This is a genomic window from Pseudomonas sp. S4_EA_1b, from assembly GCF_016307435.1.
GTDB lineage: Bacteria > Pseudomonadota > Gammaproteobacteria > Pseudomonadales > Pseudomonadaceae > Aquipseudomonas > Aquipseudomonas rhodesiae.
Genome location: NZ_JAEILC010000018.1, coordinates 1 through 26,422, shown reverse-complemented (window position 1 = coordinate 26,422; position 26,422 = coordinate 1). Strand labels below are relative to the sequence as shown.

Sequence of the window (26,422 nt, the reverse complement as noted above, 5' to 3'; positions counted from 1 at the left end):
TTCAGGTTCACGACGCCTAGAGTGGCGCATCGTCGTTGAAGTAGGAGTCGATTCATGCATCTGGTCTGTCCGGCGGGCAGTCTACCCGCCCTCAAGGCTGCCCTGCAGCAAGGCGCGGACGCCATCTACGTTGGCTTTCGCGATGACAGCAATGCCCGTCATTTCGCCGGGCTCAATTTGGACGAGCGGCAGCTGGAGACGGGGCTGCACCTGATCCGTAAGCGTGGCCGACAGCTTTATGTTGCCGTCAACACCTATGCCCAGCCCCAGGGCTGGGCGCGCTGGCAGCGCGCGGTGGACCAAGCCGCCGCACTAGGGGTGGATGCTCTGATCGCTGCCGATCCCGGCGTGCTGGCCTACGCCAGCCGGCGGCATCCCGATCTCAACCTGCACCTCTCGGTGCAGGGCTCGGCCACCAACGTCGCTGCCCTGGCGTTCTACCAGCAGCGTTACAACATCCGGCGCGCTGTGTTGCCTAGGGTGTTGTCGCTGGCTCAGGTGCGCCAGGTGGCCGAGAAAAGCACGGTGCCGCTGGAGGTATTCGCCTTTGGCAGTCTGTGCATCATGGCCGAGGGGCGTTGTCACCTGTCCTCCTATGTTACCGGCGAGTCGCCCAACCTCTGCGGGGTGTGTTCGCCGGCTAAGGCGGTGCGCTGGCAGGAGGAAGCCCAGGGCCTCAGCTCGCGTCTGGGCGGCGTACTGATCGACCGCTACGCGCCAGACGAACCGGCCGGCTATCCGACCCTGTGCAAGGGCCGTTTTTTGGTGGACGGCCAGCGCTTCCACGCGCTGGAGGAGCCGACAAGCCTCAACACCATCGACTTGGTTCCGCAATTGGCCGAGATAGGCATCGCCGCAGTGAAGATTGAGGGGCGCCAGCGCAGCCCAGCCTATGTCGAGCAGGTCACGAGGGTCTGGCGCGAAGCGCTGGATGCCCATGCCAGCGGTCGTTTTGCCGTGCAGGAGCGCTGGCGCAAGGACCTGGCAGGGCTGTCTGAAGGCAGCCAGACGACCCTCGGTGCATATCACCGATCCTGGCAGTGAGGAGCCTATGAAACTGAGCCTGGGACCCGTGTTGTTCTACTGGAGCCGCAGCAAGCTGCTGGATTTCTACGCCGAGATGGCCGCTCAACCGCTTGACATCATCTACCTGGGCGAAACCGTCTGTTCCAAGCGCCGTGCCCTGTCGCTGGACGACTGGCTCGGCCTTGCCCGCGAGCTGCGCGAGTGCAGCCGCGCCGAGCTGGTGCTGTCCGGACTGGCGCTGGTCGAGGCTGCTTCCGAGCTGTCCAGCCTCCGCCGCCTGTGCGACAACGGCGATTTTCTGGTGGAGGCCAACGACATGGGCGCGGTGCAACTGCTCGCCGAGCGCGGCCGGCATTTCGTCGCCGGACCGGCGCTTAACTTGTACAACGCCCATGCCCTGCACGAGTTGCTGGAGTGTGGTTTGCAGCGCTGGGTGCCACCGGTGGAGTGTTCCGGTCTCCTGCTGCAGGACTGCCTGCAGCAACTCGATGCTCTGCAGGTGGGGCGGCCTGAAGTGGAACTGTTCGCCTATGGCCATTTGCCGTTGGCCTACTCGGCGCGTTGCTTCACCGCGCGGGCTGAGAACCGGCCAAAGGACGACTGCCAGTTCTGCTGCCAGAACTATCCTGAGGGCATTCCGCTGCTCAGTCAGGAGGGGCAGGCGCTGTTTACCCTCAACGGTATCCAGACCATGTCCTCCGAGGTCGGAAACCTGCTGGCCGATTATCAGGCCATTGCCACGTGTGGTGTGGATGTGCTGCGCCTGAGCCCGCGCAGCGAGGGTATGGGGCAGGTGATCGACGACTTCGCCGCGGTGCGTGACGGGGCGCTACCACCACTGGCGGTCAGTGGCTGCAATGGCTACTGGCATGGCCGACCTGGCATGCTGACGATCGAGGCTGTGGGCCTATGAGTATGGCGCGGTGGCTGGTGAAATTCGGCGAGCCGTTGCTGCCGTATGGACGCCACGTACCCTTCGTCATGCAGCGCCTGGTCATCGAGCGGGCGGCCAGCCGGCTATTTGCCGTGCCGCTGGCCGAGGGGGCCTTCGACCTTCTGCACGGTCGTTGGCTACGCCTGGAGGTCAGCGATCTTGGGCTGACCTGGTGCTTGAGTTGTCAGGACTCGCAGCTGCGCGTGGGCCGGTGCGATGCAGTGGACGTGTGCATCCGCGGGCAGTGGCGAGACTTTTTGCTGTTGGCGAGCCGCCAGGAAGATCCTGACACTCTGTTCTTCCGTCGACGTCTGGTGATTGAGGGCGACACTGACCTGGGCTTGGGTGTAAAAAACCTGCTGGACGGTCTGGACCCCGATCAGTTGCCGCCTCGGTTCTGGCAGCTGGTACGAGAGATGGGGGCGGCGGTGCGCTAAGAATGCGGTATGGTGAGCTTGGGGGTATGGTCGCGTTTGTTGATCCAGCGATGCTGGATTTCGGCACCTTGTTTGATGATTTCGATACCGCCAAGGCTTGGTGCTAGACAGGGGGCAGCGGGACGATTTCAGGAACCAGGTGAATCAGAACCAGCGAGAGTAGGCTGCAGGCGATGGCGACGGCCGCCAGTGCTAAAAGAATGGCGGGCAGTAGACTCAAGCAGTGTTTTATGGAGCTCCGATTGGATGTCAGCCCAGATGCCACCTAGCTATGACGAAAGCCGGTATGAAGACATAAGCTGGGGAACCAAGCGCCAGTGTGTTCGTTGCCTGGAGGGCAGTTCCATTTGGAGCTGAGCGGGCCAGATGCCGACGAGCGGGCAAACTGTTCCGGGACAATCGTCGCTTTCATGATTGAGACCTATTTGGATGATTCCGGCAAAGCGCGGTCGATGGGTATGCGTTACGGTTGCGCAACAGCGATTATTTTCTCCGGCGCAGGGCGCGCGCATTAGGGATAGTTGATGAAGGCCGCTGATAGCCATTCGGCGTTTGGCTGTCGTCGAGCACGCTGAATAACAGTGTTCGGGATGGGTAGCCGCTGGCGTACCTTGCGGCCTGTCGTTACTGCTCTTGGATTTCAACGGGTGAGGGTTGGGTTTCTTTCAGCAAATCTATGAATGCCCGAAGTACGGCGGGCACCTGCCTATGACCAGAATAGTAAAGCGCTAGCCCCGGCTCTGCTGGGCACCAATCCCCCAGGATGGTTTCAAGTAGTCCGTCTTTGATAGCTGCTTCAGCATAAAAATCTGGAACATAGGCGATGCCCATACCTTGGATTGCTGCCTTCACCATAAGCCGATTGCTGTTGAGAGTCCTACAACGGCTTCTCTAAGTGGCTATCCTTTGGCGGTGACGTGATCGCCGAAAACGATCCGGACGAGCAGCAGAAGCGCCTGCGCTACAACGACATGGTGGCCTCGTCGGTGATCCTGCAGAACACCGTGGACATGATGCGCATCCTGCAGAAGCTCGCCCGTGATGGCTGGCAGTTCACTGACGACGACGTATCGTTTCTCAGTCCCTACCTGACCAGCAATGTCAAACGCTTTGGGGAGTTCAACCTGAAACTCAAACGCCCACCGGAACCCTGGATCAAGGATTCCATTTTCCAGCAGGCTGCGGGATCAATGCGTGCGAAACAGATGCCCGACAGCAACGTTGAGGTGACGAACTGATGCATATCCCGCCAGCTTCGTTCTGCGTGACACCTTATGGGGACGTCGATGCCAAGGTACTCGACTCTCTGCGTGCAAGCTACGACACCGCTCAGTTGCTCAACTTGGTCGACCGGCTGGATGCCTGCCTTGCTGAAATCGGAGGGGTCGGTAGCATTCGAGAAGACTTCCTACGCCTGCATGCCATGGCCATGACGGTACTGGAAGGTTTCCCCCTCACTGTGGCTTCCAGTGATGTCGACAGTATTTGGGAACAGGCGATGGCCCTTCAAGAGGATATTTCTGCTTTATGTTCATGCTTGCAGGCGGGTTCTAAACACGTTGCTCCTTTGGCAGCGCTTGCTCCTGACTATCAGGACTAGACTATCCGTGCAGATGGGCTGCCGGCAGACTGAATACAATGGAGGTGCAGAGTAAAACTGATGACGAGTAACTCTATAGCATCGCTGTACTGTGGGGTGGACTTTGACTCAGAGTAGCCGGTTTTGACGCCCTGTAGGTACGCTGCCGTCCTCCTGGGCATCGGCCTAGATAAAACTACTGACGAAGCCTTCGGGCTTACCTTAGCCACGAGCGGACTTGCATTTAATCTCAATGGGCTCACGCTTTCTGCAAAAAACCAGAGCCACTTTCCAGAGGCAAAGATTAGTCGTCGTGACGGGTACTGACCTTTGGTGTGCAGGGGTGATCAGGCTCGGATGCCGCTCTCTTATCTGCGCGCGACATAAAACGCTGATAGCACTCCAGGCCACAGAAGTGCACGACGTACTCGGTACCTTCCGGCGTCAGTGCGGCGTCAAGGGAAATTTCCTTGCAACATTCGCAGCAGCTGATAGTGGGGGTGTCGTTTGCGTTCATGATGGGGTTCCTCCATCGTCCAAGAAAACCTAGTAACCCTTCCGCACCTGTGATCGAACCTGTGCGCAGATCGACCTGCGGCTGGTAGTGCAGCAAAAATTCCCAACGCTTCCAAACCTGCCGCAACTCGGCAGCGGAGACTGCTCAGTGTCTGAGATGGTCACTGCCGCACTCGAAAGGCCCGTAGTGCCGCTCTCAGGAAGAGGATGAAGAGAACCGCCAGCACGAGCGCTGCTAGGCTCCAATGTTCGCTGACGAAGGCCCCGGCCGCAGTCCCTGATAGCAGCAATGCCAGCACAGGCAAATGGCAGGGGCAAGTGAGCGCGGCGAGCACACCCCACGTGTAGGCGTGCCAGCGGGGCATCTTGATTGATTCGGATTGGTTGGTGTTACGCATGGGTGTGACCTTCGATGGCGCGATGGGTCAGCCCGGCCAACTCCGAATTCACTGCGGCTAAAGCCGCCTGCCGTGTCGCGATTTGCCGGAGCAAGCGCTCGATACACCTGATCACATCGGTACTATCGTCCGCATCGAGCGCTCGACAGAGCCTCGCCAATTCGTCGAGCCCGATACCAGACTTGAAGGGGTAGAGCAAGCAGTCGTGTCACCAGCCGCCATTTCGATCACGGTAGGTCGAGCCGGGTGTTCATATCGAGATCGAACCGACCATACGGGTTGACGTGTTCCCAGATCAGCGGCGTCAGGGCGGCGTAGTCGCGTGGTGTGAACCTGCCCTGCCAATGCGGCAGGGCCAAGACCTTCTGGATCATCAGCGTGTTGATGTAGACCATACAGTTCTGGATCAAGTGCAGCGCGAGCATGCTGACCTCGTGATCCTCGCGGCGGTTGCTCGCCATCTCGCCCCGGCGGGCGAAGAACACGAAGTCGGTCGCGCCGTTCCACTGCTCGACTACGTTCAGCCCCTCGTTGATTTCCCGGCGCAACGCCTCGTCGTGCAGGTAGCGGCACAGGAAGATAGTCTTGATCGCCTTGCCCAACTCAGCGAATGCCTTGTAGGTCGGGTGCTGCACGTTCTTCTTGGTGAAGCGGCGCAGGATGGCTTCGGTGTCCGCTGTCCCCAGGCGCAGCGCGGTAGCGTACTTGACCATCTGGTCGTACTGTTGCCGCACCGAGTCCCAGTCGATGGGCTTGGTCAGAATCTGTTGCAGGTTCGCGTAGGCGTCGGCCTTGCCGGTCTCTGGCCGGTACAGCTTCTGTGAGTGGATGGCCTTCAGCCGTGGCAGCAACTGGAAGCCCAGCAGGCGGCAGAAGGCGAACGCCACCGTGCTCTGGCCGTGCGAATCGACATACTGCCGATCCACCTCCATCTCGGTGCAATGGTGGATCACGCCCTCGATCATCGACGCCACCTCCGACGACGACGGCGACTTGAGCTGCGAATGGATGCACAGCGAGCTGCGCTCGACATGCCAGTAGATCATCACGCCGCGCCCGCCGTAGCGGACGTGCCATTGCGTGGTGAGGTTCTGATCCCACGCGCCGAAGTGTTTCGAGTCCGACGCGCAAGCGGTGGTGCCGCTACCCCAGATCGCCGGGTTGCGGGCTTGCAGCGTGCCGTCTGCGACGATGGCAATCGCGCGGCGCATCGCGTCCACGCTGATGTAACGGCGGCGCACATAGGCCAGGTCGCGCGCCGTGGTGCCGGAATCCAGCCCGGCCATGCGCTGCAAGCCAGCATTGGTGCCCAGGCCGTGCAGACACAGGAGCAGGCGCGGCTGCAACACCGAGCGATCCATCGACTCGTAGGAGGTCGGGCTTTTCAGGGCATCGGTAAAGCTCAACCGCAGATCGGTTTCCTTGACCATATCGAGCAGGCTGGTCATCGGCCAGAGGACATTGAGTTCGGCCTTTAGCGCGGTCAGATTGGGGGGATCGGGTTGCGCATCGAGCGGCGTCAGCGTGATCCAGCCACCGCCCTTGCTGCTCAGCCGGACGGATGGATTCTTCTTCAAGCCAGCGTCGAAGGTGGACAGCGCCGCGCGCATTTCGGCCTGCAAGTCGGCGATGAAGCGCTCCACATCGAGAGGCAGGTTCAGCGCCCGGTAGTAGTCCTCGCGGTTTTGCTCGAAGTCAGCCGGCAGATCGTCGTCGGGGTTGCGGTAGCGGTTCGCGCCGACCACCCAGATTTCCTTGCAGCGCAGCCGCTCGCGCAGGGCTTCCAGCACGGCGATTTCATAGGTGACGCGGTTGACCCGATCCCGGCCGGCGGCGTCCGTCTCCATGACGGCTTCTCGCCACAGGCCACGTACCACGCCATCGAGCGGCACCTCGATGTCGGCTGGGAAGGTATGCACCTTGGTGTCGGCAAAGCGCTTCACCAGGTCGAGCGCGTCCATCACCGGGCGGTGGCGGTCGTTGTTGGAGCGGAATACCAGCGCGGCCAGCAAGGTCGGTACTATGCGCCGGTAGTGGCCCTGGTACGAATTGCGGATCACAGTGCGCAGCGTGATGCGGTAGGTCGGGCCGGTGGCCTTCCACTCCTTGACCAGATCGCGCAGCGTCTGCTCGCCGACCACTGGAAACACCACGTCGCGCACCACGCCGTCCGGCTGGGCCAAGGTGGCGTCGGCCAGATTGAACAGCAGGTTCTGCTTGCCGGACACGCGCTTGAGGTCCTCCAGCAGTTCGCGTTCGACCTTGCGTTCGGCACGCGCGCCGATCTGGTGGATGGTCTCGATCAGCAAGTCCACCAGGTCGTCGGTCAGGCTGCGGGCGCGCAGGTGGACGAAAGCGGCCAGCCAGGTGAGGCGCGCTGCATCGGGATGTCGGCGCAGGTCGCGGGGAACCTCGACCGACACACGCTGGCGGCAGCGCTCCAGGTCACGCGGCGAAGTCCTGTCGAACAGATCGGCAGACAGCTCGATCCCCCGGATCAGTTCGAGCTTCGCCAACTCATCCTGCATGCTGGCAAGGCTTGGGCGGCCGGGACTGCCGCGCAGTTTCAGCAAGACGGCCGGCGCGTTGCCTGCGGCTTCGCCTTGAGCATCTTCAACGGCGCTCTCCCCGTGGCCCGATTCTTCTGGGCGCAGCAAGGCATCCAGGCGTTCGCGAGTCGCGGGCGGCAGCCGCCCATACACGCAGCTATGGAAGCGGTCTTCGTGGGAGCGCAACGCACTGCGCGCGATGCGCTCCATCCGGTCTGGTTTCGGCGGCTCGATGGCGAGTTCGCGGCAACGTCCTTCCAGCCGCTCGATCATCGGCTCAATGTCACCGCCAACTTCTCCGGCAACATGATCACGCAGCCACTCCGTCAGCATCTCGGCATCGGCTACCGTCGCTTCGCGGAAGCCGAAACGCACGCGGATTTCGCCGCGCAGCCGCTCGGCAGTGCGGCCCGTGAGGAAGGCTTCGCCATCGATGGGCGCGGGTGCGTCGAGTTGTTTGGCGAGCGCGGCTATGCCCTGTACCTCGACTTCGGTTTCGTCGCGCGGAAAACGGCCGCGATCGCGGAAGAAGGTCAGCAGGATGGCAAAGCCCAACCGGTTCGCCCGGTTTTTGGTCATCACCAGTTCGCGTTCGGCTGGCGCCAATACCCACTGATCTTCCTTACTGCCGCCGCCGTCCGCCATACCGCTACGCTCCTGGGGGCACTGACGCGGGCCAGCCGGCCCGCGTCAGAGTTTCGATCAAGGTGGTCCGCTTCACGCCGAAGTTGCGGCACACGGCTGCCTTGGACATGCCACCTTCGAGCGCGGCGATAATGGCATCCAGCTTCTCGCCGGTGATTGCCTGCGGCCGCCCACCGATCCGGCCACGTTTGCGGGCAGCAGCCAGGCCGGCAACGACACGCTCCTGGATCAAGGCGCGCTCGTACTGCGCGAGTGCGCCGAACACCTGGAATAGAAACTCGCCCGATGGCGTGGTGGTGTCCAGATTCTCCGTCAGCGAGCGGAACGCCACCCGCTTGTCCTTGAGCGAGGTCACGATGGTGAGTAGGTGCGACAGCGATCGGCCGAGCCGGTCGAGCTTCCACACGACCAGTACGTCGCCGGGCCTGACGAATTCGAGCGCCTGCACCAAGCCGGCGCGGTCGTCCTTCGCGCCGGAGGCGTAATCCTCGAACAGGTGACGCGGATCGACGCCGGCGGCGAGCAGCGCGTCGCGCTGCAAGTCCGTGCTCTGCCGGTCGGAATCTGACGACACGCGCATGTAACCTACTAACATAAGCGGAAAACCATCAAGACGCGGTTTCCGCATGGTAGCGTCTGGCGACACAGTTTTCCGCACAATTTTGCGGCCACTCGGAGCTTGGTGCAGAGGGCTGTTGAAGATCTGTCGACAAACAAATGTTTTCCGACAGGTCTTGGCATAGCGCAGGCCCGCCTTGCAGTGTTCTGTGAGTAGCGCTTAGTAAAGACGACGTATATACTTTGTTAGTATTAGGTGGCAGGAGGACCCGATCATGTCAAAACAAGCCGTTTTCACGATGAAGCTGGAGCCCGAGTTGCGCGCCGAGTTCATGGCCGAAGCCGAAGCGGCCCATCGCCCGGCGTCGCAAGTCCTGCGCGAGTTGATGCGCGAGTTCATTCAGAGCCAGCGCAAGTCGCGCGAGTACGACGAGTTCCTGCGCCGCAAGGTCGAGGCCGGCCGGGCTTCAATGCGCGCTGGATTGGGGCGATCGAACGATGAAGTTGAGGCCGAATTCGCCGCACGGCGTGCCAGTGTGGCGAGGCAGTCGTGAGAGTTGTCTGGACGCCCGAAGCGCAGCAAGACCGTGCCGATGTGTGGGACTACATCGCAGCCGACAATCCGCGCGCGGCGGCCCGGATGGATGAGATTTTCAGCGATGCGGCCGCCCGGTTGACCCAGCACCCCATGTTGGGCAAGCCGGGAATCGTTCCTGACACCCGCGAGTTGATCCCGCATGAAAGCTATCGCCTGGTGTACCAGATCGACGGCGAAACGGCGCGTTGACTGACTGCTTTCGAGCCAGACCGCGGTCGGCGGCAGGCGGCCAGCGGCTGCCGCTGGACGAGTTGAAGATCGACCGCTCGTTCGTGAGGAATTTGCCACATTCAGCCAACAGTCTGGCCATCGTGCGGAGCATCGTTGCCCTGCCAAAAGCGCTCAACCTGCGGCTCATTGCGGAAGGGGTGGAGGAAGCCGCTCAAATCGAGGCCTTGGTGGGCAATGGTTGTGATGGCTTTCAGGGCTTCTATTTTGCAAAGCCCTTGCAACTTGAGGCGTTTGAGACTCATCTGGCCAAGATGCAGCAGGCTTGAGATAGCGTACTATCAGGCGCGGCACTTAGGACAATCCAATGGACATCTCGTCGATACACCAAGACCCCCTGACTGGACTGCTGAACCGGCTCGGGCTGGAGGCGGCGCTGCAAGAGCAAGACGCGCTTGGCAAGCGAGACTTGACCTTGCTGTCGGTCCAGATATCCCGCTTCGGCAGCATCAACAGCAGCTTGGGCGGGGCCGTGGCGGACAAGATCATCACGATGACCGCCAAGCGGCTGCAGAAAACCTTCCCGAACGCCTTGTACATCGCCAGGGCGCACGGCGACCACTTTTGCCTGCTGTTCGAAGGGCTGCATGCCGTTGACGACACGATCGAACGTCTCGATGACTTTACCCGGCGACCTTTCGCAGTGCGCGGTGAAATCATCGTGCTCAGCGTGCGGATCGGTGTTGCAACGATGGACTCTTCGTTGCCGGTCGCGGCCTTGCTATTGCAGGGTTCGGAAATCGCTTTGCATGCCGCAAAGTCCACTCAGAGCCGGGCGATTTTTTACAAACCCGAGATGGAAGAGCAGGCACGGCAGGCTCATCGGCTCGAGAACGACCTGCGGGTTTCACTCGTCAATCGCCATGTTGAGTTGCATCGGGCCCTGGCCAATGATGAGTTTCAGATTCACTACCAGCCAATCATCGACTGCAAGACCGGGCAGATTCACGCATTCGAAGCGCTCATGCGGTGGCTGCATCCCGAGAAAGGCTTCATCTCGCCGGCGTTGTTCATCCCCATGGCCGAGCAAATCCAGGTGATGGACGTCCTGGGAAGCTGGGTCATTCAGAAGGCCATCGCGGACGCTGCAGTCTGGCCCAACGGCGCCAATGACCTCAGGATCGGGGTGAGCATCAATATCAGCCCGAGCCAATTCATCGCGCCGGCGATTCTGCTCAATACGGTTTCACAGGCTCTCGCGCAGTCCCAACTCGACCCCAGCCTGATCAAGCTGGAAGTCACTGAGTCGAGTGCGTTTGTCGAAACCATGGGTGAAACCCTCCGCCAGCTGAAGCAGATGGGCTGCAGAATTGCGCTCGACGACTTTGGTACGGGCTATTCGTCCCTGACGCAGTTGCACCAACTTCCGTTGGATTACCTGAAGCTGGACCGCTCCTTCATCAAGGATCTGGACTCGGAGTCGCCCGACGAGGTCCGACGCAGCCACAAGCTGATCCAGGCAATCTTTTCACTGGCAGACACATTCGAGATTACCGCCGTCGTGGAGGGTGTCGGAACCCAACGCCAACTCGATGAAGTCCGGCTAATGGGCGCCAACCTCATTCAAGGCTACTTCTACTCCAAGCCCTTGCCAGCCGGCGAGATTTCGCACTACATCAAAACCTTCTCTCACGGAGCATGACGATGAACGCACTGTATAGCCTGGCCTACATCAGCAAGAACACGATCAAGGGCGACCGTGACGTAATCGAGGCAGAAATCAAATCCATCCTGGCCAGTGCCCACAAGAACAATCCGGCACTGAACGTGACGGGTGCGCTGCTCTACTCGGGCGGCTATTTTTGCCAGGTTATCGAAGGCCCTGAGGAGGTCTTGGAGGAACTATTCGAGAACATCCAGCTCGATAGCCGCCATGGGCAGGTTACCGTGTTGCATTTTGAGCCGATCGAGAAGCGTAGCTTCGGCGAATGGGCCATGGCCTTTGCTGGCATCGAGGACGAGATGCGTTTCGATGCCGCAGGGATTCTCGACTCCAAGGACAAAATCAAGGCCGAAGAAGCGGGACGCAACCTTGTCAGCACGCTGGACCGGCTCGTCACGCAGCATCAAGGGGTGCTGAAGAACGCCTGATCAATCGGCGGACTCGACAGCACTCGATTACTGAATAAAAAATTACCCATCAGAGAACGAGGGCTATGCCAACCCCAATTTATCGCGTTGTATACGTGAGCGCAGCCTCGGAGCTGTTCAGTAAATCGGCCCTGCTTGAGCTGCTTTCAAAGGCTCGTGAGAAGAACAATCGCCTGGGTGTGACCGGACTGCTGCTCTACAAAGACGGGGATTTCATCCAGTTGCTCGAGGGTGAGCGAACCGTCGTGCAGGCGCTGTATCAGACCATTGTGAAAGACCCTCGCCATCGCGGCGCGACAATGCTTCTGGACGGCGAGGCCGATGAGCGAATGTTTTCGGACTGGTCGATGGGATTTCGAGATTTGTCTGATCCAGCCGTACAAGCGACGCCGGGATTCTCGCAGTTCATGAATAGCCGATTGGTTGCAGAGCGCTTTGCTGACGATCCAACGGGTTGCCTTGGGCTGTTGGCCCTCTTCAAACCGAAGTTTTAATAATCATCCGTCTGAGTAAGGTGATGCGCCCAAGCTTCCATGGAGGTTGCTCAGACGATTTGAACACAGCTCGTCTTTATTGCGAGGTTGTAGAGGCTTGTTGCTGGAACGACAGCTTCGCTCGGAAAAGCGCCGCTCAGTCTTTGCCTCAGTGACCGTCGGGTGAGGGTCGGGTGCCGTCGCGTGCGCAGCGTCAAAGCTGACATGACGAATACGTGAGAAGGGCCGATGCTCGCCGTCCGGTCAGGCTGTTGAGTCGCCCCTGCAGGAGTCACAGCGCTCGTATGTCACGCGCCATCCGAGACGTCAGTCGGCCTCATCCAGACCGGAACAATTTGAACGTGAACGCCCGGCTGCCATTGCCGTGATCGAAATGGCGGCTGGTGACACGACTGCTTGATCTACCCCTTGAAGGCGGCGCGCACGAAGCACAGCCGCGCGAGGGACCGCTCATCGAAAATACCGTAACCGCTTTCCGTGCGCCGCGCGGAATGCAGCAAGCCGCGCAGCACATAATCTCGGACTATATGGACACTGACGCCCGCGGCCTCGGCCAATCTGGATATGGAGTAGGCATTCATCACCGACACTCCCGATCTTCACCGCAAACTGGGGCACTCAGATATTTCCGTCCGGCTAGGCGCTCGGGTAGCCAGATGAGCAACGGTACGGTAGCCAGAGCCAGTAGCAGCCACAGCCTGGAGAGATGCTCGCCGTTTTGGTCAAACGCATAAGCCAGTAGCGCACTCAGCGCGAGCATCAGGAAGTAAGGCCCTGTGATGTAGCAGTGCAGGCGGCGACAGCGCGCGGCGTTGACCAGGCAGGCGCCGCCCATCACGACCAGCGCGGCGTTTGCTGCCAGGAACAACGCAGGGCGTCGATCCGCCAGAACAATTGCTATCGTCGCCACGACGGCAGGCAGCCCCCAGAAGCTGACCACCTGCCATGTCTTGCGTAGGCTGTCGCACCTACCGAGTTCGCCTGCCGTGTTGCTCATGCTTCAACCTCGCTCTCCGCTCGTTACCTATCTGGATGGCGAATGCAATCTGCGCTCAGTCGAGTTGCACCTGCACCCACCCTGTCAAGTTGGGCTAGCGGTTAGCTGTAGCCTACTTACCGCCAGACCGGCATTATCTGGGATGGGGCAATTCGATGTGAAAGCCCGTGAGGCTAGCCGCTGAGGTGCACCAGATGCGGCCTTTGTGAGCCTCAATGATGGATCGGGTGATTGCAAGCCCGAGCCCGGCGTTGCTCGGGCTGCCCTCCCGCCGAGCGGGGTCAACCCGGTAAAAGCGGTCGAAGAGCTTCTCTAGATGCTCTGAGCTGATTGTGTCCCCTGGGTTCTCGATACTGAAGGTAGTGGAGTCCTCTGTCTCGCGGATCAGAACCGAAATTGTCTGTCCCGCCGGCGTGTAGCGCAGCGCATTGGACAGCAAGTTGGATAGCGCGCGATCAAGCATCAGCCGATCTCCCAGCACTTGGCCTTTGCCTGTGAGCGATAGCTCAATGCCGCGCTCTTCGGCCAGAAGGTGGTAGTAGTCAAACAGCTTGAAGACTACGTCAGCCAGTTCGATCCTGGCCTGCTCGGGGATGATCAGGCCATTATCAGCCTTGGCCAAGAACAGCATGTCATCAATCATCCGAGACATGCGCTTCAAGTCCTCCAGGTTGGAGTACAGATTCTCCTCATAGGCATTGATATCGCGTTTTTTACTCAGCACGACCTCGGTGTGGGTCATCAGATTGCTGACTGGAGTTCGTAGCTCGTGGGCAATGTCGGCCGAAAAATTGGAGAGCCTAACGAAGGCATCCTCTAGCCGAGCCAACATCGCATTGAAGGAGAGAACCAGTTGCTGAAGTTCCCGCGGCACTGGTTCGAGAGGGATTCGCTCCTGTAACGAGCGAGCGGACATCCCGGAGGCCACATGAGTGACTTGCCGCAGAGGCCTAAGGCCGCTGCGAGCAACCACCCAGCCGAGTGTGGCACTGAACAGGGCGCTGATGACCAATCCAATCCAAAACCATCGTTGCAGCGTGTCGAAAAAGTGTGTGTGATCGGTGACGTCAAGAATCAGCAACGCAGTGAGCGGCTCAGCCTGATCGGCTACCGAGATTTGCTCCGTCATGCCACGGTACATGTGTTGGCCGTTCTGCCACTCCCACATGCTCTGCTCATTTGCACGTCTGAAACGCTCAGGTACTTCGACTGCTCTGGGGTCGGAAAACAGTACAGAACCGTCACTGGCCAGGATAGTGGCGGCCAGATCCTGATGGGCTCCCAGCAAAGCTCGCAACTGCGGTAATTCTTCCGAAAGGCTCGCTTCACCGCGAGCATTGTTGAGGATATGTTTGGCGGATTCGAGTTTCTCCACCAGGGCCTGCCGATCCAGCATCTTGAAGTGGTGCTGGCTGAGCATATTGAAACTCAGCCCTGCTACCGTCAGGACTGCAATTACCGCGGACATGAACATCAGGCTCATGCGTGCGGTCAGCGAAAGGTGCTTCATATTCACTCCGGAGCATCCATCATGTATCCCATGCCGCGGGCGGTATGAATCAGCTTGAGATCGAAATCGTCATCGATTTTTGCGCGTAGCCGGCGTACCGCAACCTCAATAACATTGGTGTCGCTGTCGAAATTCATGTCCCAAACCTGAGAGGCAATCAGCGACTTCGGGAGCACCTCGCCGCGCCGGCGCAGTAGCAGTTCCAGCAGTGAAAACTCCTTCGCGGTCAGGTCAATTCGTTTACCGCCGCGGATGGCGCGACGCTTCATCAGATCGACTTCCAAATCGGCAATTTTCATCGTTGTTTGCGTGGGTGAGCCATTGCCTCTACGCAGCAGCGTTCTGACCCTGGCCAGAAGTTCAGAGAAAGCAAATGGCTTGATCAGGTAGTCGTCCGCGCCCAGCTCCAACCCTTTAACGCGGTCCTCCACACCATCGCGTGCCGTCAAGAACAATACGGGGACGTCTTTTCCTGCGGCGCGCACCATGCGCAGCACTTCCCACCCGTCCAGCCCAGGCATCATCACATCCAGGATCAGGAGGTCATAGGACTCACTCAGAGCGTGCTGTAGAGCATCTGTACCGGTCATAACCCGGTCGACATTGAAGCCCGCTTCACTGAGGCCTTGCTGCAGGTATGCACCGGTTTTGGGTTCATCTTCAGCTACCAGTAGTTTCATGCGAGCAGACTCCAAATATCGGGTGGCCTGAGTTTGCAGGCAAACCGCGGCCCCAACCAGAAGCTTACGAAAATGTAATTCTGGCTTCAGCTCGCTGACAGGGTGGCTTGTCTAAGGTGCAAGCATGAGCACTAGGTTGTGCTCTCGGCCCTCGACAGACCAAAAGCAGAGGTGCCGGCCATAGTTTGCACTGATGGAGACTGCCCCATGAAATCGCTGAAACCTTTGCTCCTGGTTGGTTCGCTACTGCTGTCTTCTATGGCTTGGGCCGAAGGGGGCAGCGACCGTGTATTCGAGCGCATCCAGCAGATGCGCGACAAAGCAGAAGTCGTGCTGAACCAGGCGGAGAAGGCCCCGGTCGGCGAGCGGCATGTGCACATGAAGGCGCATATGAACATGCTCGAAGACATCATGAGCCAGCTGCACAACGAGCATCCCGCGCCGAACATGTCTGCCGAAGAGCATCTGGCCTGGATGGAAAAGCATGACAAGTTGGTAGACGACGTGCTGGGTCAAATGATTCGAGAGCACAAGTTGATGATGGCCGATAAGGAATGCCATCAGTAAAGATTTCCCCCATCTTCCAGGCCTTTCGTGATTGCTCCTTTGGCCTAGCGGCGCCTTTGTGGCGCCGTGCTTTTTCCCAGCTGACGCAATTGTAGTTCTGGGGTCAGCGGCCTGGCAGCAAGCGGGGAATAGCATGAGATTTCCAGCACCCATCGCGAGGTCTCACCATGAAACGCTTACCCCTTAAACTGCTGATCAGCACTCTGTTCATCAGCACCACCTTTCCGGCATTTGCCGAGGTCGGCGGCAGTAGCAATGGCATTGGGCAGCAGGCCCAGGCGACGCCAGCGACTCGTACCATCTTGGTAAAGATGGACGACATCAACTACAGCCAGAAAACGATCGATGTGAAGCCAGGTGAAACCGTGCGCTTCGTTCTGAAGAACGAGGGCGCGTTGATGCACGAGTTCAACATCGGGCAGGCAGCGTCCCAGCTGGAGCACCAGCGCAAGATGGCGTCCTTGTTCAAGGACGGCACACTGACCCCGACCGGCATGGCCGAGCGCATTGTCTGGCATGAGCGTTATGGCACGGGAGACTCCAACCCTCCAGGCTATCCGGAAGTCATCAAAGCCAAGCATGACGACCCGAACGCGGTTCTCGTCGAGCCCGGCACAACTAAAGAGTTCGTGTGGACCTTCCCTCAGGCGGGCAGTTTGAGCTTCGCCTGTACATTGCCTGGGCATTACCAGGCGGGAATGGTCGGTGAGTTTGCTCTGCGTTAGTCCGGCACCGGTGCTACCCGTTGGCCGCGGGCTGGGTAGCACCGATCTGACGAACCTTACTGCGATGTAGTTTTCGCGTCAGCGTACCGCCAGTTGCACCTCATTAGCATCGGGACTCATCCCTCCTCAACACCTCAGAGGCACACCATGAAACTCAGACCCGCTTTCATAATCACCACCCTTGGCTTGCTGCTCAGTGCTGCCAATGCGCTGGCCAGCCCGGGCCACAAGAAAGACAGTATTGGGCAACCGGGAGACGGTCAGGCAGTAGATCGCACCATCGAAGTCCGGATGGGGGACATCTTCTTCGAACCCAAAGCAATGGAGATCAAAGCAGGCGAGACAGTTCGCTTCGTCCTGAAAAATGACGGTGCACTGCTACACGAATTCAATCTTGGCAAAGCGGCATCCCATGCCGCGCACCAGAAAGAGATGGCCGCGATGTTTCAGAACGGCACGCTGTCCCCTACAGGTGTGCATGACATGAGCAATATGGGCCATGCCATGGGCGGCATGAAGATGGTCGGTATGGAACACGATGACCCCAACAGTGTTCTTGTCGGACCTGGAGCAAGCGAAGAGTTGATCTGGACCTTCTCCGCCGCCACCGAACTGGAGTTCGCCTGCAATATTCCAGGACATTATCAGTCGGGAATGGTCGGTAAGGTGACCGTACGCTGACGTTTATTGATACTCGCCAACTCCGTCCAGTCTGAGACACCTATACTGATCCGGCCGCCATTGAAACGAGGCTATTGTCGTGGACCATACCCATCACACCAGTACCACTGAGCCGCCTTTTTGGAAGAGCAAGATTGGCATTGCGCTGATCATGCTGGCCGTAATCGGCATCTTCTATGTAGCGCGTGAGCATTACGGTCATCTTTCGCAGGCCCTGCCGTACCTCATCCTGCTGCTATGCCCGCTGATGCATCTGTTTGGCCACAATCACGGCGGGCACTCCCACTCCAGCAGCACCGCTGTTTCCAAGGACGAAGAAAGGACATAGATCGCATGCAAAAGACCTCCTGCCATCATGACCAGGATCATTCACATAACTCGCACGCCCACTCCGAGAGCCAGCGCGACCCGGTGTGTGGCATGGAGGTGAAATCTGATAGCCCATACCGCGAGAGCGTTGAAGGGAAGACCTATCGCTTCTGCAGTGCCAAATGCCTGCAGAAGTTTCAAATTGATCCCCACTCGTACATGGGCCACTCGTCTCATGAAGCACATCAGCATACGAGTCACCCTACGATATCGGCACCAGAAGGAGCCGCATATACCTGTCCGATGCATCCAGAGATTCGCCAACCGACCCCTGGCAACTGCCCGATCTGTGGCATGACGCTGGAGCCTGTCATCCCGGAGCTGGAAGAGGAGGAAAACCCGGAGCTGAAGGACTTCTCTCGGCGATTCTGGTGGACCCTACCGCTGACCGTCATCGTGACCGTGCTGGCGATGGCTGGCCATTCCTTGCAACTGTTTCATGGCACGACCCAGAACTGGGTCGAGCTGGCTCTGGCGACGCCCGTGACGCTATGGGGTGGCTGGGTGTTCTTCGCCCGCGGCATTGACTCCATCCGGCACCGCAGCCCCAACATGTGGACGCTGATCGGATTGGGAACTGCAGCTGCCTACCTCTACAGCGTGGCCGCTACCTTGGTTCCGCAGTCGTTTCCGGCGGCCTTTGTCCAGGACGGACGTATCGGCGTCTATTTTGAAGCAGCCGCGGTGATTATCTCACTCACGCTGTTGGGCCAAATGCTCGAACTAAAGGCCCGCTCGCAGACGTCCGCAGCTATCAAATCGCTGCTGGGACTGGCACCAAAGACAGCGCGGCGCATCATGCCCGATGGAGTAGAAGAGGACATTCCTCTAACCCATGTCCATCAGGGCGATCATCTGCGTGTCCGGCCAGGCGAGAAGGTTCCTGTAGATGGCACTGTGCTGGAGGGTGAGAGCGCAGTCGACGAATCGATGCTTACTGGAGAACCGTTACCCGTGACCAAACGGGCAGGGGATGCCCTTATCGGTGCCACCCTAAACACCCACGGCAGCCTAGTTATGGAGGCGCAGAAAGTCGGTGCCGAAACCATGCTGTCGCAGATCGTGCTGATGGTGGCCAAGGCCCAGCGCTCTAAGGCACCCATGCAGCGTATGGCCGATGCCGTTGCGGGGTATTTCGTGGTCGGGGTGATCCTGATCGCGATTCTGACCTTCTTCGGCTGGGGGCTGTTCGGGCCGGAATCTGGCTGGGTATTTGGCCTGATCAATGCGGTGGCGGTGCTGATCATTGCGTGTCCCTGCGCCCTGGGTCTGGCAACCCCGATGTCCGTCATGGTTGCGACTGGCAAGGCCGCTAGCAGCGGTGTGTTGTTCCGCGATGCCAGCGCCATCGAAAATCTATGCAAGATCGACACGCTCATCGTCGACAAGACCGGAACCCTGACTGAGGGGTGCCCCGTATTCCATAGTGCGGAAGGGACAGGCGGTTACGACTCCAATGAAGTGCTGCGCCTGGCTGCCAGTCTCGACCAGGGTAGTGAGCACCCGCTGGCTCATGCCATCGTCGATCATGCGCGGGGTCAAGGCATTGCACTGGTCAAGCCGGACACTTTCGAGTCGGGCTCGGGTATTGGCGTGCGCGGTCAGGTCGATGGCCATCAGCTGCAGCTCGGCAACACCGCACTGATGGACGAGGCGGGCGTCGATATTACCCCGCTGCGCAATCGCGCCGAGCAACTGCGTCTGGAAGGCATCAGCATCATCTATTTGGCCGTTGATGGTCGCCTGGCGGGACTCCTGGCCGTTTCCGATCCGATCAAGCCTACTTCTCAACAGGCTGTCTCCAAGCTTCAAAGCGAAGACGTAAAGGTCATCATGGCCACTGGTGATGGCCTCACCACAGCAAGAGCCGTGGCGAAGCAGCTCGGAATCGGGGAAGTGCATGGTGAGGTCAAACCGCAGGATAAGGAGAAACTGGTCGCCGATTTGCAGGGCTATGGCCGTCGTGTCGCCATGGCGGGTGACGGCATCAACGATGCGCCCGCCCTGGCCAGGTCTGACGTAGGTATCGCCATGGGCACCGGTACCGATGTGGCGATGAACAGCGCCCAAGTGACGCTGGTCAAGGGAGATCTGATGGGCATCCTGCGAGCGCGCACCCTGTCAGTGGCAACCGTGAAAAACATGAGGCAGAACCTCGCCTTTGCGTTCCTCTACAACGCGATGGGAATCCCGCTAGCAGCGGGGCTGCTGTACCCGCTGATGGGGCATCTTCTGTCGCCCTTGATTGCTGCGCTGGCGATGAGTGTCAGCTCGGCGTCGGTGGTCTTCAATGCTCTGAGGTTGAAATCAACGGACATCGGATAGGCTTCCATACCACCGACCAGGTGATTATTCAGAAGCGCATCTGACCGGAAAATGCCGTACGGTAGTTTCCGGTCCGACCTATCTGTCGCAACACATAGTGACGAGGTGACGTTCGATGGACTGTTGCCGCTGCGGGTAGGAGACTGGTCGTCGTTAACCCATGAGGACTCTCCGTGGCCCGCATTCGCAGACTGATTATCAGCAACTTCCGATCTATCCAGGCGCTCGACTGGGTGCCGGCCCCAGGAATTAACTGCCTCATAGGTCCTGGCGATAGTGGAAAGTCCAGCATTCTAGATGCGATTGACCTTTGCGTCGGTGCCCGCCGGGGCGGCACGTTCGGCGACATGGACTTCTTCGCTCTGAACGTCGAAACACCCATCACCATCAGTGTGACGCTTGGCGATTTGCAGGTATCGCTGATGGATATCGATGTTTACGGCGAGTTCTTGCGTGGATTCAATCCAGGAACGGGAGAAGTCGAAGACGAACCGCGAGCGGGGCTGGAGACCGTTATCACCTTGCTTCTGCAAGTTGGTGCCGATTTGGAACCTACCTGGACACTTTTTTCTGAGCGTGCGGAGCAGCAGCAACTCGAACGCACTCTTCCCTGGAAGGAACGAGCGGCACTAGCACCCGCCCGTATCGGCAGCTTTGCGAGTTCGAACTTGTCGTGGAGTCGTGGCTCAGTGCTCAATCGACTTACTGACGAGCGTGCAGAGCTAGGTGCCGAACTTGCGCGCGCCGCGAGGCAAGCAAGAGCGAACTTTGGCAATCAAGCCGTCGGACATCTAACTCAGACGCTTGAGGTGGTGCAACGCACGGCTCAGCATCTTGGGGTTTCGGTTGGAGCGATGCCACAAGCACTCCTTGACGCACATTCTGTGTCGATTGGCGAGGGTGCGATCGCGCTGCACAGCGACACAGGCATTCCCCTTCGCTCCCTTGGCACGGGCTCGTCGCGATTGCTAGTGGCAGGGTTGCAAAGAGCTGCAGCTAGCGCCGCGCCAATTGCTCTTGTCGATGAGGTGGAATATGGGCTTGAACCTCATCGGCTCATGCGATTCCTGGACTCCCTGGGCGCAAAGGACGCTGCCGCTCCGCTGCAGGTCTTCATGACGACTCACTCACCGGTCGCGCTGCGCGAATTGTCCGGCAGCCAGTTATTCGTTGTTCGGTCTGGGCCTCAACGCCACAGCGTTATGGCGGCAGGGGAGGCCAACGAAGTACAAAGTACCCTTCGGAAGGACCCAGAGGCATTCCTCGCCAAATCCATTATCGTTTGCGAGGGTGCCAGCGAGGTTGGCTTCGCGCGTGGCCTTGACCAATGGTGGGGCAGCCTTGGCGCTACCTCATTCCTGGCTCATGGTGGCGCTTATGTGGACGCCGGCGGGGGAAGTCCCGATAACAGTCTTATCCGCGGAACGGCACTTCAGAACCTAGGCTATCGCGTGATGGTTTTTGTAGACGCCGACAAACCTTCGACCGCAGGGCTACCTGAAGCATTCTTGGCCGCAGGCGGACAAATTCTGACATGGCGACCAGGTCTCACTCTGGAGGACGAGATCTTCCGCCATCTCAGTGACCAAGCACTCGATGCACTTCTGGCGAAAGCCGAAACAATAGTGGGTGCAGAGCTGATGAATGCGCACATCCAGACGAAGTCCCAAGGACGTATGACACTACATGACATCAAAGCTGAAAGACTTATTCAGGGCTACTTGCCCGCGACGCGAGAGCTTTTGGGAGCTGCATCTCGTATCCGCAACAGCGGGTGGTTCAAGTCGTTGACAACCTATCAGGAGGTTGCAAGGGACATCGTCGGCCCGTCTCTACAGAACGCCGACCAGGGCTTCATGGCAGTCACGAATCAGCTCTGGACGTTTACAAGTGCCCCTTGAGATCGATCTTTTCGCTATCGAGCGTGGCTCCATAACAGCCCCCGCAGGTTGTGGAAAAACGCAATTGATTGCCGAGACGCTCATCGCGCATAGGCAGAGCAAACCCATACTCGTACTAACGCACACGAACGCAGGCGTTGCGGCCTTACGGGCACGCCTGAGACGAGCCGGCGTTCCTAACTCCGCATATCGAGTCTCCACCATTGATGGATTCTCGATGCGCCTCATCGCTAAGTTCCCAGCGCGAAGCGGCCATAACCCACAGATCTTACAGCTCCACCAGCCCAACACCGACTACCCTGCAATTCGGCACGCCGCCATGCTGTTACTGCAGGCAGGCCACCTTGCTCAGCCTCTCCGTGCCACTTACGCGCGCTTGCTTGTCGACGAATACCAGGACTGCAACGTCGTCCAGCACGCCATCGTGTCAGGTTTGGCCCAGGTGCTACCGACCTGCGTGCTCGGTGACCCAATGCAAGCCATCTACGACTTTCGTGGCAATCGACTGGTGCATTGGGCGAATGAGGTGCAGCCCCTGTTCCCCGCGGCAGGAGAGCTGAGGATACCCTGGCGCTGGCGGCTGGCCGGAGCTGAGAACCTTGGGCAGTGGCTACTCGCCATACGGCAGCAACTTCAAGTTGGCCAGCCGGTGGATCTGCGCACGGCTCCGGCAGAAGTGCGCTGGGTGCAGCTCAACGCCGGGACCGAAGTCCAGCAGCGGCTGGTGGCCGCTAGAACCGAGTCACCCAACGCTCGGGGCAGCGTCCTCATCATCGGGGACTCCATCAACGTGCAAGGTCGCCATCAGCTCACGAGCCAGACACCCGGCGCCATGGCCGTCGAAGCCGTCGACCTAAGGGACCTCGTCAACTTCGCCAGGAACTTTAACCTGCAGGGTGCCAATGCTCTGGCACAACTTGCGGAATTTGCTTCAAGCGTGATGACGGGGGTAGGTGCAGCAAACCTGCGAACGCGTGTGGAGTCTCTGCGCACAGGACGTGCCCGAACGCCACCGACCCCAGCCGAGGCCGAGGCCGTCGCATTCGTCGGGGAGCCAACACCGCAGCGAGCACTCCTTGTGCTCAACGCCCTCGCCGAACAGCCGGGGGCACGGGTGTACCGACCGGAAGTTCTGCACTGCTGCCGGTCCGCTATGCAAGCTGTGGCGGGAGGTACAGCCGACTTTCTGAGTGCAGCCATTCAAGCGCGAGAACGCAATCGACACCTTGCCCGCCCCATCGCAAGACGCTCGGTAGGCAGCACATTACTTCTCAAGGGGCTCGAGGCGGATGTCTCGGTTGTTCTGCATCCTGAACTTATGACCGCTCAGAATCTGTATGTCGCCCTTACAAGGGGCGCAAGGCACGTAGTGGTGTGTTCATCGAACCCCATCCTGATGCCTGTGAACAACGGCTGAGCCTTACTGTTGCGTTTGCGCACTTGACCTTGCCATCGTGTCAAGGTCGATGCTGTCTGTGCGGTAACTTGAGCCGCGGACGAAATGAGGTGAGAGAGATGTTCAGCCTGAATGTTTCGGGTATGGGTTGTGGCAGTTGTGTCAGCAAAATCACGAAGGCCATCCAGACGCTGGATCAGGACGCACGCGTAGAGGTGGATCGGGCAGCCGGCAAGGTCACTGTAGAGAGCACAGAAAGTGCCGAATCGATCCGCGAGCTGATCCAGGAGCTTGGTTATGCGGCCCAGGTCAGCGCTTGAGCGCTGGCCTGCCGACCGACTAAATCTCCAGTTCTGAGAGCTCTTTCAGCCCGTGAATACTGGTGACCTCGTTAGTAATACCTTCATCCCCATCTCGGCCGCGAAGCCAGTTTGAGTGATCGCCTGGCTCGCGCATTTCCAGCGTGTCATAGGAGTAGCGCTTTCGCTTGAACAGGCTTTTCAATGCGGCGAACTCGTGGCTTTTCTCGTCTTCTATTCCGACGACTTTTCCTACAAGCGCCTCCCAATGACCGACGCCGTCGGCCAGCATCGCCTGGTAAGTCTCTGGGTCCAGCAAGGCTTGCTGTTTGAAACGAATGATGCGGTGTGTCATAGACGCGCTCGGGAGTGGCCAAAGAGAAGCCGCTAGCCTATAGGTTCCGGGTCATTCGTGAATAGTTGCCCTGAGCTTTAGCAAACCTTCGTTGACCCACAATTTCAACCAAGTTGCGGCCTGCAGGGGGGCTTGCTCTCCATGTGTTGCGCTCAATGACTCGCAGAGTTCGGCGAACGATCCACCCTCGACGAAAAACCGCAATGCTGACGCCTCTTCTGGCTCCAGGCTTCGGTAATGGCATACGAGGTTATGACGCCAGACCAGACAGTCTCGATTCCCGGCTGGTTGGGTGGCAACGGGAAGCAGATCCCCAGACTTGGCAGCCTTCCACAGCGCCAGGGTGTTGTACTGCAATCGCAGCCATCTGGCAGATGGAGTCAGGGAAACCCTGAATGAAACCCAGTCTTCAGCCGAAAACTCACTGATGGCCTGCAGTGAAAGCGCTTCGACATCCTGAGCATCGAAAGCCAGTGTAAAAGCCCACTCCAGCTCCGCGAGTTCGCGCATCGGTGAAAGTTGAGGTTCCGCAATGTAGCTGCGAATGAACTCGGGCAGCTTTTCACCCAGCCAGCGAATGCTGAAATGCCGCGGTGGCCAGGCGGCGATATAGGCCAGTGCGAGTTGCTCGAACGACTGTTCTCCCAGCCATTGCTGCAGCGCCGGGAAATCCTCGCGCAGCACCGCCAGCAGGCGCGAGCGATAGGCGTTATGGTAGATCCGCAGGCCTTCGAGGGCACTCAGCGCAGTGCAACCCCGGACTTGCTCCAAAAGCTCGTTGGAGGGCAGGGCACCATCTGTCAGGTAAGTTTCAAATGCAGTCTGTAAGGCGCTTAGGCTCAAAGGGTTGCCCTCGATATCACGCCATTGGCGATAGCTCGGGCATGCTCCAACTCGGATAACAGATCCTCGAACGGTGGAAAATGATCATCCCGCTCGATCAACGTCGACGTTGGACCCAAGTAGCTCAAAGTCTTGCTGTAGAGCGCCCAAACCGGGTCAGCGATGGGCTGGTCGTGGGTGTCGATGAGGTATTGCCCGTAATCGCTATGCCCGGCCAGGTGAATTTGACGAATCCGCTCGTGCGGCAATTCCAAGATGAACTGCCATGGGTCGAAATCCTGATTTCGTGCGCTGACGTAGACGTTGTTCACGTCAAGGAGCAATTCGCAACCGGTCAGGAAACTCAGTTCCGAGAGAAACTGCGATTCGCTCATGCTGGACGTCTTCCACTGCACGTAAGAAGAAACGTTCTCCAGCACAATGGGACGTTCCAGAACATCCTGCACTAGACGCACCCGCGCGGCGACATGCAGCAGGCTTTCTTGGGTAAACGGCAGCGGCAGCAGGTCGTGGAGTTGATGGGCGTTGCCGCGACTCCAGCACAAGTGGTCGGAAACCCACTGGGGCTGTACCCGGTCCGCCAGTTGCTTGAGCTGTCGTAGGTAGCCCATGTCCAGGTTATGCGAACCGCCGATCGACAGCGATACTCCGTGCATCACCAACGGGTATTGCTCGCCAATCGCATCGAGAAAGTAGAGGGCCTTGCCACCGCCCACCAGGTAATTCTCGGAAATGATCTCAAACCAGTCGACCGCAGGTCGCTGTTCAAGAATCTGCTGGTAATACTCACTGCGAAGGCCAAGACCGAAACCCAGTGTTTTGCGCTTACTCATTCAAGACTCCAGCAGGGGAGTGGCAGGCACTCCCCGCAACGGCATTATTCGCTGGTCTTGCCACCGGCCTCATCGCACTTGGCCTGAGTCATCAGCTTGAAACCCTGGCCTTTACATTCTCCCTGGCCTTTGCAGGCATTTTTGGCGGTCATGCAGTCGTTCTGGCCCTTGCAACCGTTGACGCCGAAGCACTTCACTTCAGCTGCTTTGGTGTCCTGGGCGGCCTGGACAGGCAGGGTAGCAAACAGGCTGGCGGCCACGAGAGCCAGAGCGGCACCGGTAGCGACGTTGGATTTATTCGACATAGTGACAATCTCTCTTAATTGTTGGTGGTCTTATCCGCGGGTGCGAATGACCCTGAGTAGCTTAGGCATCGCTGCCGAGCATGCCCTCTCAAGAAATTCGGGGTAAGCGGATTAAATGGTTGATCTTACCTTTGCATGAGAGTGAGACAGACCGGCATCTCATCGGATTATCTGGTTGATGCTTCACCTACTGCTGGTGCATGTTTCCTTCGCTAATTCCAGCAAGAACCCCACACGCCTCAACTTCCCGGTCATCGTTGCAACTCGCTCTCAGTGAAACGAGTTGTTTCTCAAGCGCTTGCAGAGCGGTTATCTGCGACCGCACATGAGAGATGTGATCATCGAGCAAGGCGTTGACGGCGGTACAAGGCTGATGAGGGTCGTCCTGATAGCTCTGTAGTTCGTGAATCTCAGCCAGTGACAGGCCCAGGATTCTGCAGCGACGGATGAAGGCCAGCCCCTCACCATGCTTCTCGGTATAGACACGGTAACCGTTGTCCTGCCGATCAGGCGGCGGCAACAAGCCCTGCTGTTCATAGAAGCGGATCGTCTGTGTTTCGACCCCTATGGAGATCAGACGGCG

Annotated in this window: 31 protein-coding genes and 2 pseudogenes; 19 read left to right on the top strand and 14 right to left on the bottom strand. The window is 59.0% G+C overall.

Annotated elements, in window-relative coordinates; genetic code table 11:
- Window positions 1-54: 54 nt before the first annotated feature.
- From ubiU to ubiT, 3 genes are read left to right on the top strand one after another with little or no spacing between them, the layout of a single operon-like run.
- Window positions 55-1,044 (top strand): ubiquinone anaerobic biosynthesis protein UbiU, encoded by a 990-nt coding sequence (gene ubiU, locus YA0848_RS06980; protein ID WP_198712329.1) that lies wholly within the window; start codon window positions 55-57, stop codon window positions 1,042-1,044.
- Between the two features lie 7 nt (window positions 1,045-1,051).
- Window positions 1,052-1,939, top strand: coding sequence for a U32 family peptidase (locus YA0848_RS06975; protein ID WP_198712328.1), 888 nt, complete (start codon window positions 1,052-1,054; stop codon window positions 1,937-1,939).
- Window positions 1,936-2,397 (top strand): ubiquinone anaerobic biosynthesis accessory factor UbiT, encoded by a 462-nt coding sequence (gene ubiT / locus YA0848_RS06970; RefSeq protein ID WP_047585337.1) that lies wholly within the window; start codon window positions 1,936-1,938, stop codon window positions 2,395-2,397. The genes YA0848_RS06975 and ubiT overlap by 4 nt, the downstream gene beginning before the upstream one ends.
- A 624-nt stretch (window positions 2,398-3,021) precedes the next feature.
- On the opposite strand, the gene YA0848_RS06965 is transcribed toward ubiT, so the two are convergent.
- Entirely contained in the window at window positions 3,022-3,252 is a 231-nt protein-coding gene (locus YA0848_RS06965; protein WP_123084430.1) for a LysR substrate-binding domain-containing protein, read from the bottom strand.
- Window positions 3,253-3,269: 17 nt separating this feature from the next.
- Here YA0848_RS06965 and YA0848_RS06960 point away from each other — a divergent pair.
- Together YA0848_RS06960 and tnpC are read left to right on the top strand one after the other, a co-directional pair.
- A pseudogene (locus YA0848_RS06960) lies at window positions 3,270-3,635 on the top strand (Tn3 family transposase); the annotation flags it as partial.
- The gene (gene tnpC / locus YA0848_RS06955) at window positions 3,635-3,997 is read left to right on the top strand and encodes a Tn3 family transposase post-transcriptional regulator TnpC (RefSeq protein ID WP_123085810.1); all 363 of its coding nucleotides are present in this window, start codon (window positions 3,635-3,637) and stop codon (window positions 3,995-3,997) included. The pseudogene YA0848_RS06960 and the gene tnpC, both read left to right, overlap by 1 nt.
- Window positions 3,998-4,280: 283 nt before the next feature.
- Here tnpC and YA0848_RS06950 read toward each other — a convergent pair whose 3' ends face one another.
- The 4 genes from YA0848_RS06950 to YA0848_RS06935 form a co-directional block, all read right to left on the bottom strand.
- Window positions 4,281-4,493, bottom strand: coding sequence for a DUF3330 domain-containing protein (locus tag YA0848_RS06950; RefSeq protein ID WP_123085811.1), 213 nt, complete (start codon window positions 4,491-4,493; stop codon window positions 4,281-4,283).
- Window positions 4,494-4,653: 160 nt separating this feature from the next.
- The gene (merE, locus tag YA0848_RS06945) at window positions 4,654-4,890 is read right to left on the bottom strand and encodes a broad-spectrum mercury transporter MerE (RefSeq protein ID WP_123085812.1); all 237 of its coding nucleotides are present in this window, start codon (window positions 4,888-4,890) and stop codon (window positions 4,654-4,656) included.
- A gap of 227 nt (window positions 4,891-5,117) precedes the next feature.
- The gene (locus tag YA0848_RS06940; protein ID WP_012585369.1) at window positions 5,118-8,084 is read right to left on the bottom strand and encodes a Tn3 family transposase; all 2,967 of its coding nucleotides are present in this window, start codon (window positions 8,082-8,084) and stop codon (window positions 5,118-5,120) included.
- A gap of 4 nt (window positions 8,085-8,088) precedes the next feature.
- Window positions 8,089-8,679 carry a recombinase family protein gene (locus YA0848_RS06935; protein WP_020651377.1) on the bottom strand — a complete coding sequence of 197 codons (591 nt, stop codon included), beginning with the start codon at window positions 8,677-8,679 and terminating at the stop codon, window positions 8,089-8,091.
- 238 nt (window positions 8,680-8,917) lie between these two features.
- Here YA0848_RS06935 and YA0848_RS06930 point away from each other — a divergent pair, with 238 nt between their 5' ends.
- From YA0848_RS06930 to YA0848_RS06905, 6 genes are all read left to right on the top strand, one after another.
- The gene (locus YA0848_RS06930) at window positions 8,918-9,196 is read left to right on the top strand and encodes a hypothetical protein (RefSeq protein WP_012585367.1); all 279 of its coding nucleotides are present in this window, start codon (window positions 8,918-8,920) and stop codon (window positions 9,194-9,196) included.
- On the top strand, window positions 9,193-9,429 hold the full coding sequence (locus YA0848_RS06925; RefSeq protein WP_123085813.1) for a type II toxin-antitoxin system RelE/ParE family toxin: 237 nt from the start codon (window positions 9,193-9,195) through the stop codon (window positions 9,427-9,429). Before YA0848_RS06930 ends, YA0848_RS06925 begins: the two co-directional genes overlap by 4 nt.
- Window positions 9,426-9,737, top strand: coding sequence for an EAL domain-containing protein (locus YA0848_RS06920; RefSeq protein ID WP_123085814.1), 312 nt, complete (start codon window positions 9,426-9,428; stop codon window positions 9,735-9,737). The genes YA0848_RS06925 and YA0848_RS06920 overlap by 4 nt, the downstream gene beginning before the upstream one ends.
- Before the next feature lie 38 nt (window positions 9,738-9,775).
- Window positions 9,776-11,110 (top strand): putative bifunctional diguanylate cyclase/phosphodiesterase, encoded by a 1,335-nt coding sequence (locus tag YA0848_RS06915; protein ID WP_198712327.1) that lies wholly within the window; start codon window positions 9,776-9,778, stop codon window positions 11,108-11,110.
- A gap of 2 nt (window positions 11,111-11,112) precedes the next feature.
- The gene (locus tag YA0848_RS06910) at window positions 11,113-11,559 is read left to right on the top strand and encodes a BLUF domain-containing protein (protein ID WP_198712326.1); all 447 of its coding nucleotides are present in this window, start codon (window positions 11,113-11,115) and stop codon (window positions 11,557-11,559) included.
- Between the two features lie 65 nt (window positions 11,560-11,624).
- Window positions 11,625-12,053, top strand: a complete 429-nt coding sequence (locus YA0848_RS06905; protein ID WP_123085817.1) for a BLUF domain-containing protein — start codon at window positions 11,625-11,627, stop codon at window positions 12,051-12,053.
- Window positions 12,054-12,460: 407 nt separating this feature from the next.
- Here YA0848_RS06905 and merD read toward each other — a convergent pair.
- The 4 genes and pseudogenes from merD to YA0848_RS06885 form a co-directional block, all read right to left on the bottom strand.
- Window positions 12,461-12,634: pseudogene (gene merD, locus YA0848_RS06900) on the bottom strand (mercuric resistance transcriptional repressor MerD); the annotation flags it as partial.
- The gene (locus tag YA0848_RS06895) at window positions 12,634-13,050 is read right to left on the bottom strand and encodes a hypothetical protein (protein ID WP_123085818.1); all 417 of its coding nucleotides are present in this window, start codon (window positions 13,048-13,050) and stop codon (window positions 12,634-12,636) included. The gene YA0848_RS06895 and the pseudogene merD, both read right to left, overlap by 1 nt.
- A gap of 133 nt (window positions 13,051-13,183) precedes the next feature.
- Window positions 13,184-14,560 (bottom strand): heavy metal sensor histidine kinase, encoded by a 1,377-nt coding sequence (locus YA0848_RS06890; protein ID WP_021221950.1) that lies wholly within the window; start codon window positions 14,558-14,560, stop codon window positions 13,184-13,186.
- A 2-nt stretch (window positions 14,561-14,562) separates the two neighbouring features.
- A complete protein-coding gene (locus YA0848_RS06885) occupies window positions 14,563-15,240 on the bottom strand; it encodes a heavy metal response regulator transcription factor (RefSeq protein ID WP_004577572.1) in 678 nt (225 codons plus the stop codon).
- A gap of 207 nt (window positions 15,241-15,447) precedes the next feature.
- Here YA0848_RS06885 and YA0848_RS06880 point away from each other — a divergent pair, with 207 nt between their 5' ends.
- From YA0848_RS06880 to YA0848_RS06845, 8 genes are all read left to right on the top strand, one after another.
- The gene (locus YA0848_RS06880) at window positions 15,448-15,807 is read left to right on the top strand and encodes a co-regulatory protein PtrA N-terminal domain-containing protein (RefSeq protein ID WP_009686140.1); all 360 of its coding nucleotides are present in this window, start codon (window positions 15,448-15,450) and stop codon (window positions 15,805-15,807) included.
- 167 nt (window positions 15,808-15,974) lie between these two features.
- Window positions 15,975-16,532 (top strand): cupredoxin domain-containing protein, encoded by a 558-nt coding sequence (locus YA0848_RS06875; RefSeq protein ID WP_021221949.1) that lies wholly within the window; start codon window positions 15,975-15,977, stop codon window positions 16,530-16,532.
- Between the two features lie 147 nt (window positions 16,533-16,679).
- On the top strand, window positions 16,680-17,213 hold the full coding sequence (locus YA0848_RS06870; RefSeq protein WP_004577569.1) for a cupredoxin domain-containing protein: 534 nt from the start codon (window positions 16,680-16,682) through the stop codon (window positions 17,211-17,213).
- A gap of 79 nt (window positions 17,214-17,292) precedes the next feature.
- Entirely contained in the window at window positions 17,293-17,541 is a 249-nt protein-coding gene (locus YA0848_RS06865) for a DUF2933 domain-containing protein (RefSeq protein ID WP_003246761.1), read from the top strand.
- Window positions 17,542-17,546: 5 nt separating this feature from the next.
- Window positions 17,547-19,907: a heavy metal translocating P-type ATPase gene (locus YA0848_RS06860; RefSeq protein ID WP_198712325.1), complete on the top strand. Its 2,361-nt coding sequence runs from the start codon at window positions 17,547-17,549 to the stop codon at window positions 19,905-19,907.
- A 173-nt stretch (window positions 19,908-20,080) separates the two neighbouring features.
- On the top strand, window positions 20,081-21,808 hold the full coding sequence (locus YA0848_RS06855) for an ATP-dependent nuclease (protein ID WP_004577567.1): 1,728 nt from the start codon (window positions 20,081-20,083) through the stop codon (window positions 21,806-21,808).
- Window positions 21,798-23,225, top strand: a complete 1,428-nt coding sequence (locus YA0848_RS06850) for a UvrD-helicase domain-containing protein (protein ID WP_198712324.1) — start codon at window positions 21,798-21,800, stop codon at window positions 23,223-23,225. Before YA0848_RS06855 ends, YA0848_RS06850 begins: the two co-directional genes overlap by 11 nt.
- A gap of 98 nt (window positions 23,226-23,323) precedes the next feature.
- On the top strand, window positions 23,324-23,524 hold the full coding sequence (locus YA0848_RS06845) for a heavy-metal-associated domain-containing protein (RefSeq protein ID WP_003139539.1): 201 nt from the start codon (window positions 23,324-23,326) through the stop codon (window positions 23,522-23,524).
- Window positions 23,525-23,543: 19 nt separating this feature from the next.
- Here YA0848_RS06845 and YA0848_RS06840 read toward each other — a convergent pair whose 3' ends face one another.
- The 5 genes from YA0848_RS06840 to cadR all read right to left on the bottom strand — a co-directional run bounded on the left by YA0848_RS06840 (window position 23,544) and on the right by cadR (window position 26,416).
- A complete protein-coding gene (locus YA0848_RS06840) occupies window positions 23,544-23,858 on the bottom strand; it encodes a hypothetical protein (RefSeq protein WP_198712323.1) in 315 nt (104 codons plus the stop codon).
- A 51-nt stretch (window positions 23,859-23,909) separates the two neighbouring features.
- A complete protein-coding gene (locus tag YA0848_RS06835; protein ID WP_004577565.1) occupies window positions 23,910-24,701 on the bottom strand; it encodes an HvfC/BufC N-terminal domain-containing protein in 792 nt (263 codons plus the stop codon).
- Entirely contained in the window at window positions 24,698-25,534 is an 837-nt protein-coding gene (gene bufB, locus YA0848_RS06830; protein ID WP_003139536.1) for an MNIO family bufferin maturase, read from the bottom strand. The genes YA0848_RS06835 and bufB overlap by 4 nt, the downstream gene beginning before the upstream one ends.
- Window positions 25,535-25,578: 44 nt before the next feature.
- Entirely contained in the window at window positions 25,579-25,839 is a 261-nt protein-coding gene (bufA2, locus tag YA0848_RS06825; RefSeq protein WP_004577564.1) for a BufA2 family periplasmic bufferin-type metallophore, read from the bottom strand.
- A 187-nt stretch (window positions 25,840-26,026) separates the two neighbouring features.
- The gene (cadR, locus tag YA0848_RS06820) at window positions 26,027-26,416 is read right to left on the bottom strand and encodes a Cd(II)/Pb(II)-responsive transcriptional regulator (RefSeq protein ID WP_198712337.1); all 390 of its coding nucleotides are present in this window, start codon (window positions 26,414-26,416) and stop codon (window positions 26,027-26,029) included.
- Between the last annotated feature and the right edge of the window lie 6 nt (window positions 26,417-26,422).

Bases quoted from the DNA above. Each gene is read 5' to 3' on its own strand.
- merE (WP_123085812.1), bottom strand. From the start codon at position 4,890: ATGCGTAACACCAACCAATCCGAATCAATCAAGATGCCCCGCTGGCAC.
- YA0848_RS06930 (WP_012585367.1), top strand. From the start codon at position 8,918: ATGTCAAAACAAGCCGTTTTCACGATGAAGCTGGAGCCCGAGTTGCGC.
- ubiT (WP_047585337.1), top strand. From the start codon at position 1,936: ATGAGTATGGCGCGGTGGCTGGTGAAATTCGGCGAGCCGTTGCTGCCG.
- YA0848_RS06965 (WP_123084430.1), bottom strand. From the start codon at position 3,252: ATGGTGAAGGCAGCAATCCAAGGTATGGGCATCGCCTATGTTCCAGAT.
- YA0848_RS06860 (WP_198712325.1), top strand. From the start codon at position 17,547: ATGCAAAAGACCTCCTGCCATCATGACCAGGATCATTCACATAACTCG.
- tnpC (WP_123085810.1), top strand. From the start codon at position 3,635: ATGCATATCCCGCCAGCTTCGTTCTGCGTGACACCTTATGGGGACGTC.
- YA0848_RS06890 (WP_021221950.1), bottom strand. From the start codon at position 14,560: ATGAAGCACCTTTCGCTGACCGCACGCATGAGCCTGATGTTCATGTCC.
- YA0848_RS06885 (WP_004577572.1), bottom strand. From the start codon at position 15,240: ATGAAACTACTGGTAGCTGAAGATGAACCCAAAACCGGTGCATACCTG.
- YA0848_RS06975 (WP_198712328.1), top strand. From the start codon at position 1,052: ATGAAACTGAGCCTGGGACCCGTGTTGTTCTACTGGAGCCGCAGCAAG.
- YA0848_RS06870 (WP_004577569.1), top strand. From the start codon at position 16,680: ATGAAACTCAGACCCGCTTTCATAATCACCACCCTTGGCTTGCTGCTC.
- YA0848_RS06880 (WP_009686140.1), top strand. From the start codon at position 15,448: ATGAAATCGCTGAAACCTTTGCTCCTGGTTGGTTCGCTACTGCTGTCT.
- YA0848_RS06935 (WP_020651377.1), bottom strand. From the start codon at position 8,679: ATGTTAGTAGGTTACATGCGCGTGTCGTCAGATTCCGACCGGCAGAGC.
- bufA2 (WP_004577564.1), bottom strand. From the start codon at position 25,839: ATGTCGAATAAATCCAACGTCGCTACCGGTGCCGCTCTGGCTCTCGTG.
- YA0848_RS06910 (WP_198712326.1), top strand. From the start codon at position 11,113: ATGAACGCACTGTATAGCCTGGCCTACATCAGCAAGAACACGATCAAG.
- YA0848_RS06950 (WP_123085811.1), bottom strand. From the start codon at position 4,493: ATGAACGCAAACGACACCCCCACTATCAGCTGCTGCGAATGTTGCAAG.
- YA0848_RS06840 (WP_198712323.1), bottom strand. From the start codon at position 23,858: ATGACACACCGCATCATTCGTTTCAAACAGCAAGCCTTGCTGGACCCA.
- YA0848_RS06940 (WP_012585369.1), bottom strand. From the start codon at position 8,084: ATGGCGGACGGCGGCGGCAGTAAGGAAGATCAGTGGGTATTGGCGCCA.
- bufB (WP_003139536.1), bottom strand. From the start codon at position 25,534: ATGAGTAAGCGCAAAACACTGGGTTTCGGTCTTGGCCTTCGCAGTGAG.
- YA0848_RS06875 (WP_021221949.1), top strand. From the start codon at position 15,975: ATGAAACGCTTACCCCTTAAACTGCTGATCAGCACTCTGTTCATCAGC.
- YA0848_RS06845 (WP_003139539.1), top strand. From the start codon at position 23,324: ATGTTCAGCCTGAATGTTTCGGGTATGGGTTGTGGCAGTTGTGTCAGC.
- YA0848_RS06895 (WP_123085818.1), bottom strand. From the start codon at position 13,050: ATGAGCAACACGGCAGGCGAACTCGGTAGGTGCGACAGCCTACGCAAG.
- YA0848_RS06905 (WP_123085817.1), top strand. From the start codon at position 11,625: ATGCCAACCCCAATTTATCGCGTTGTATACGTGAGCGCAGCCTCGGAG.
- YA0848_RS06915 (WP_198712327.1), top strand. From the start codon at position 9,776: ATGGACATCTCGTCGATACACCAAGACCCCCTGACTGGACTGCTGAAC.
- ubiU (WP_198712329.1), top strand. From the start codon at position 55: ATGCATCTGGTCTGTCCGGCGGGCAGTCTACCCGCCCTCAAGGCTGCC.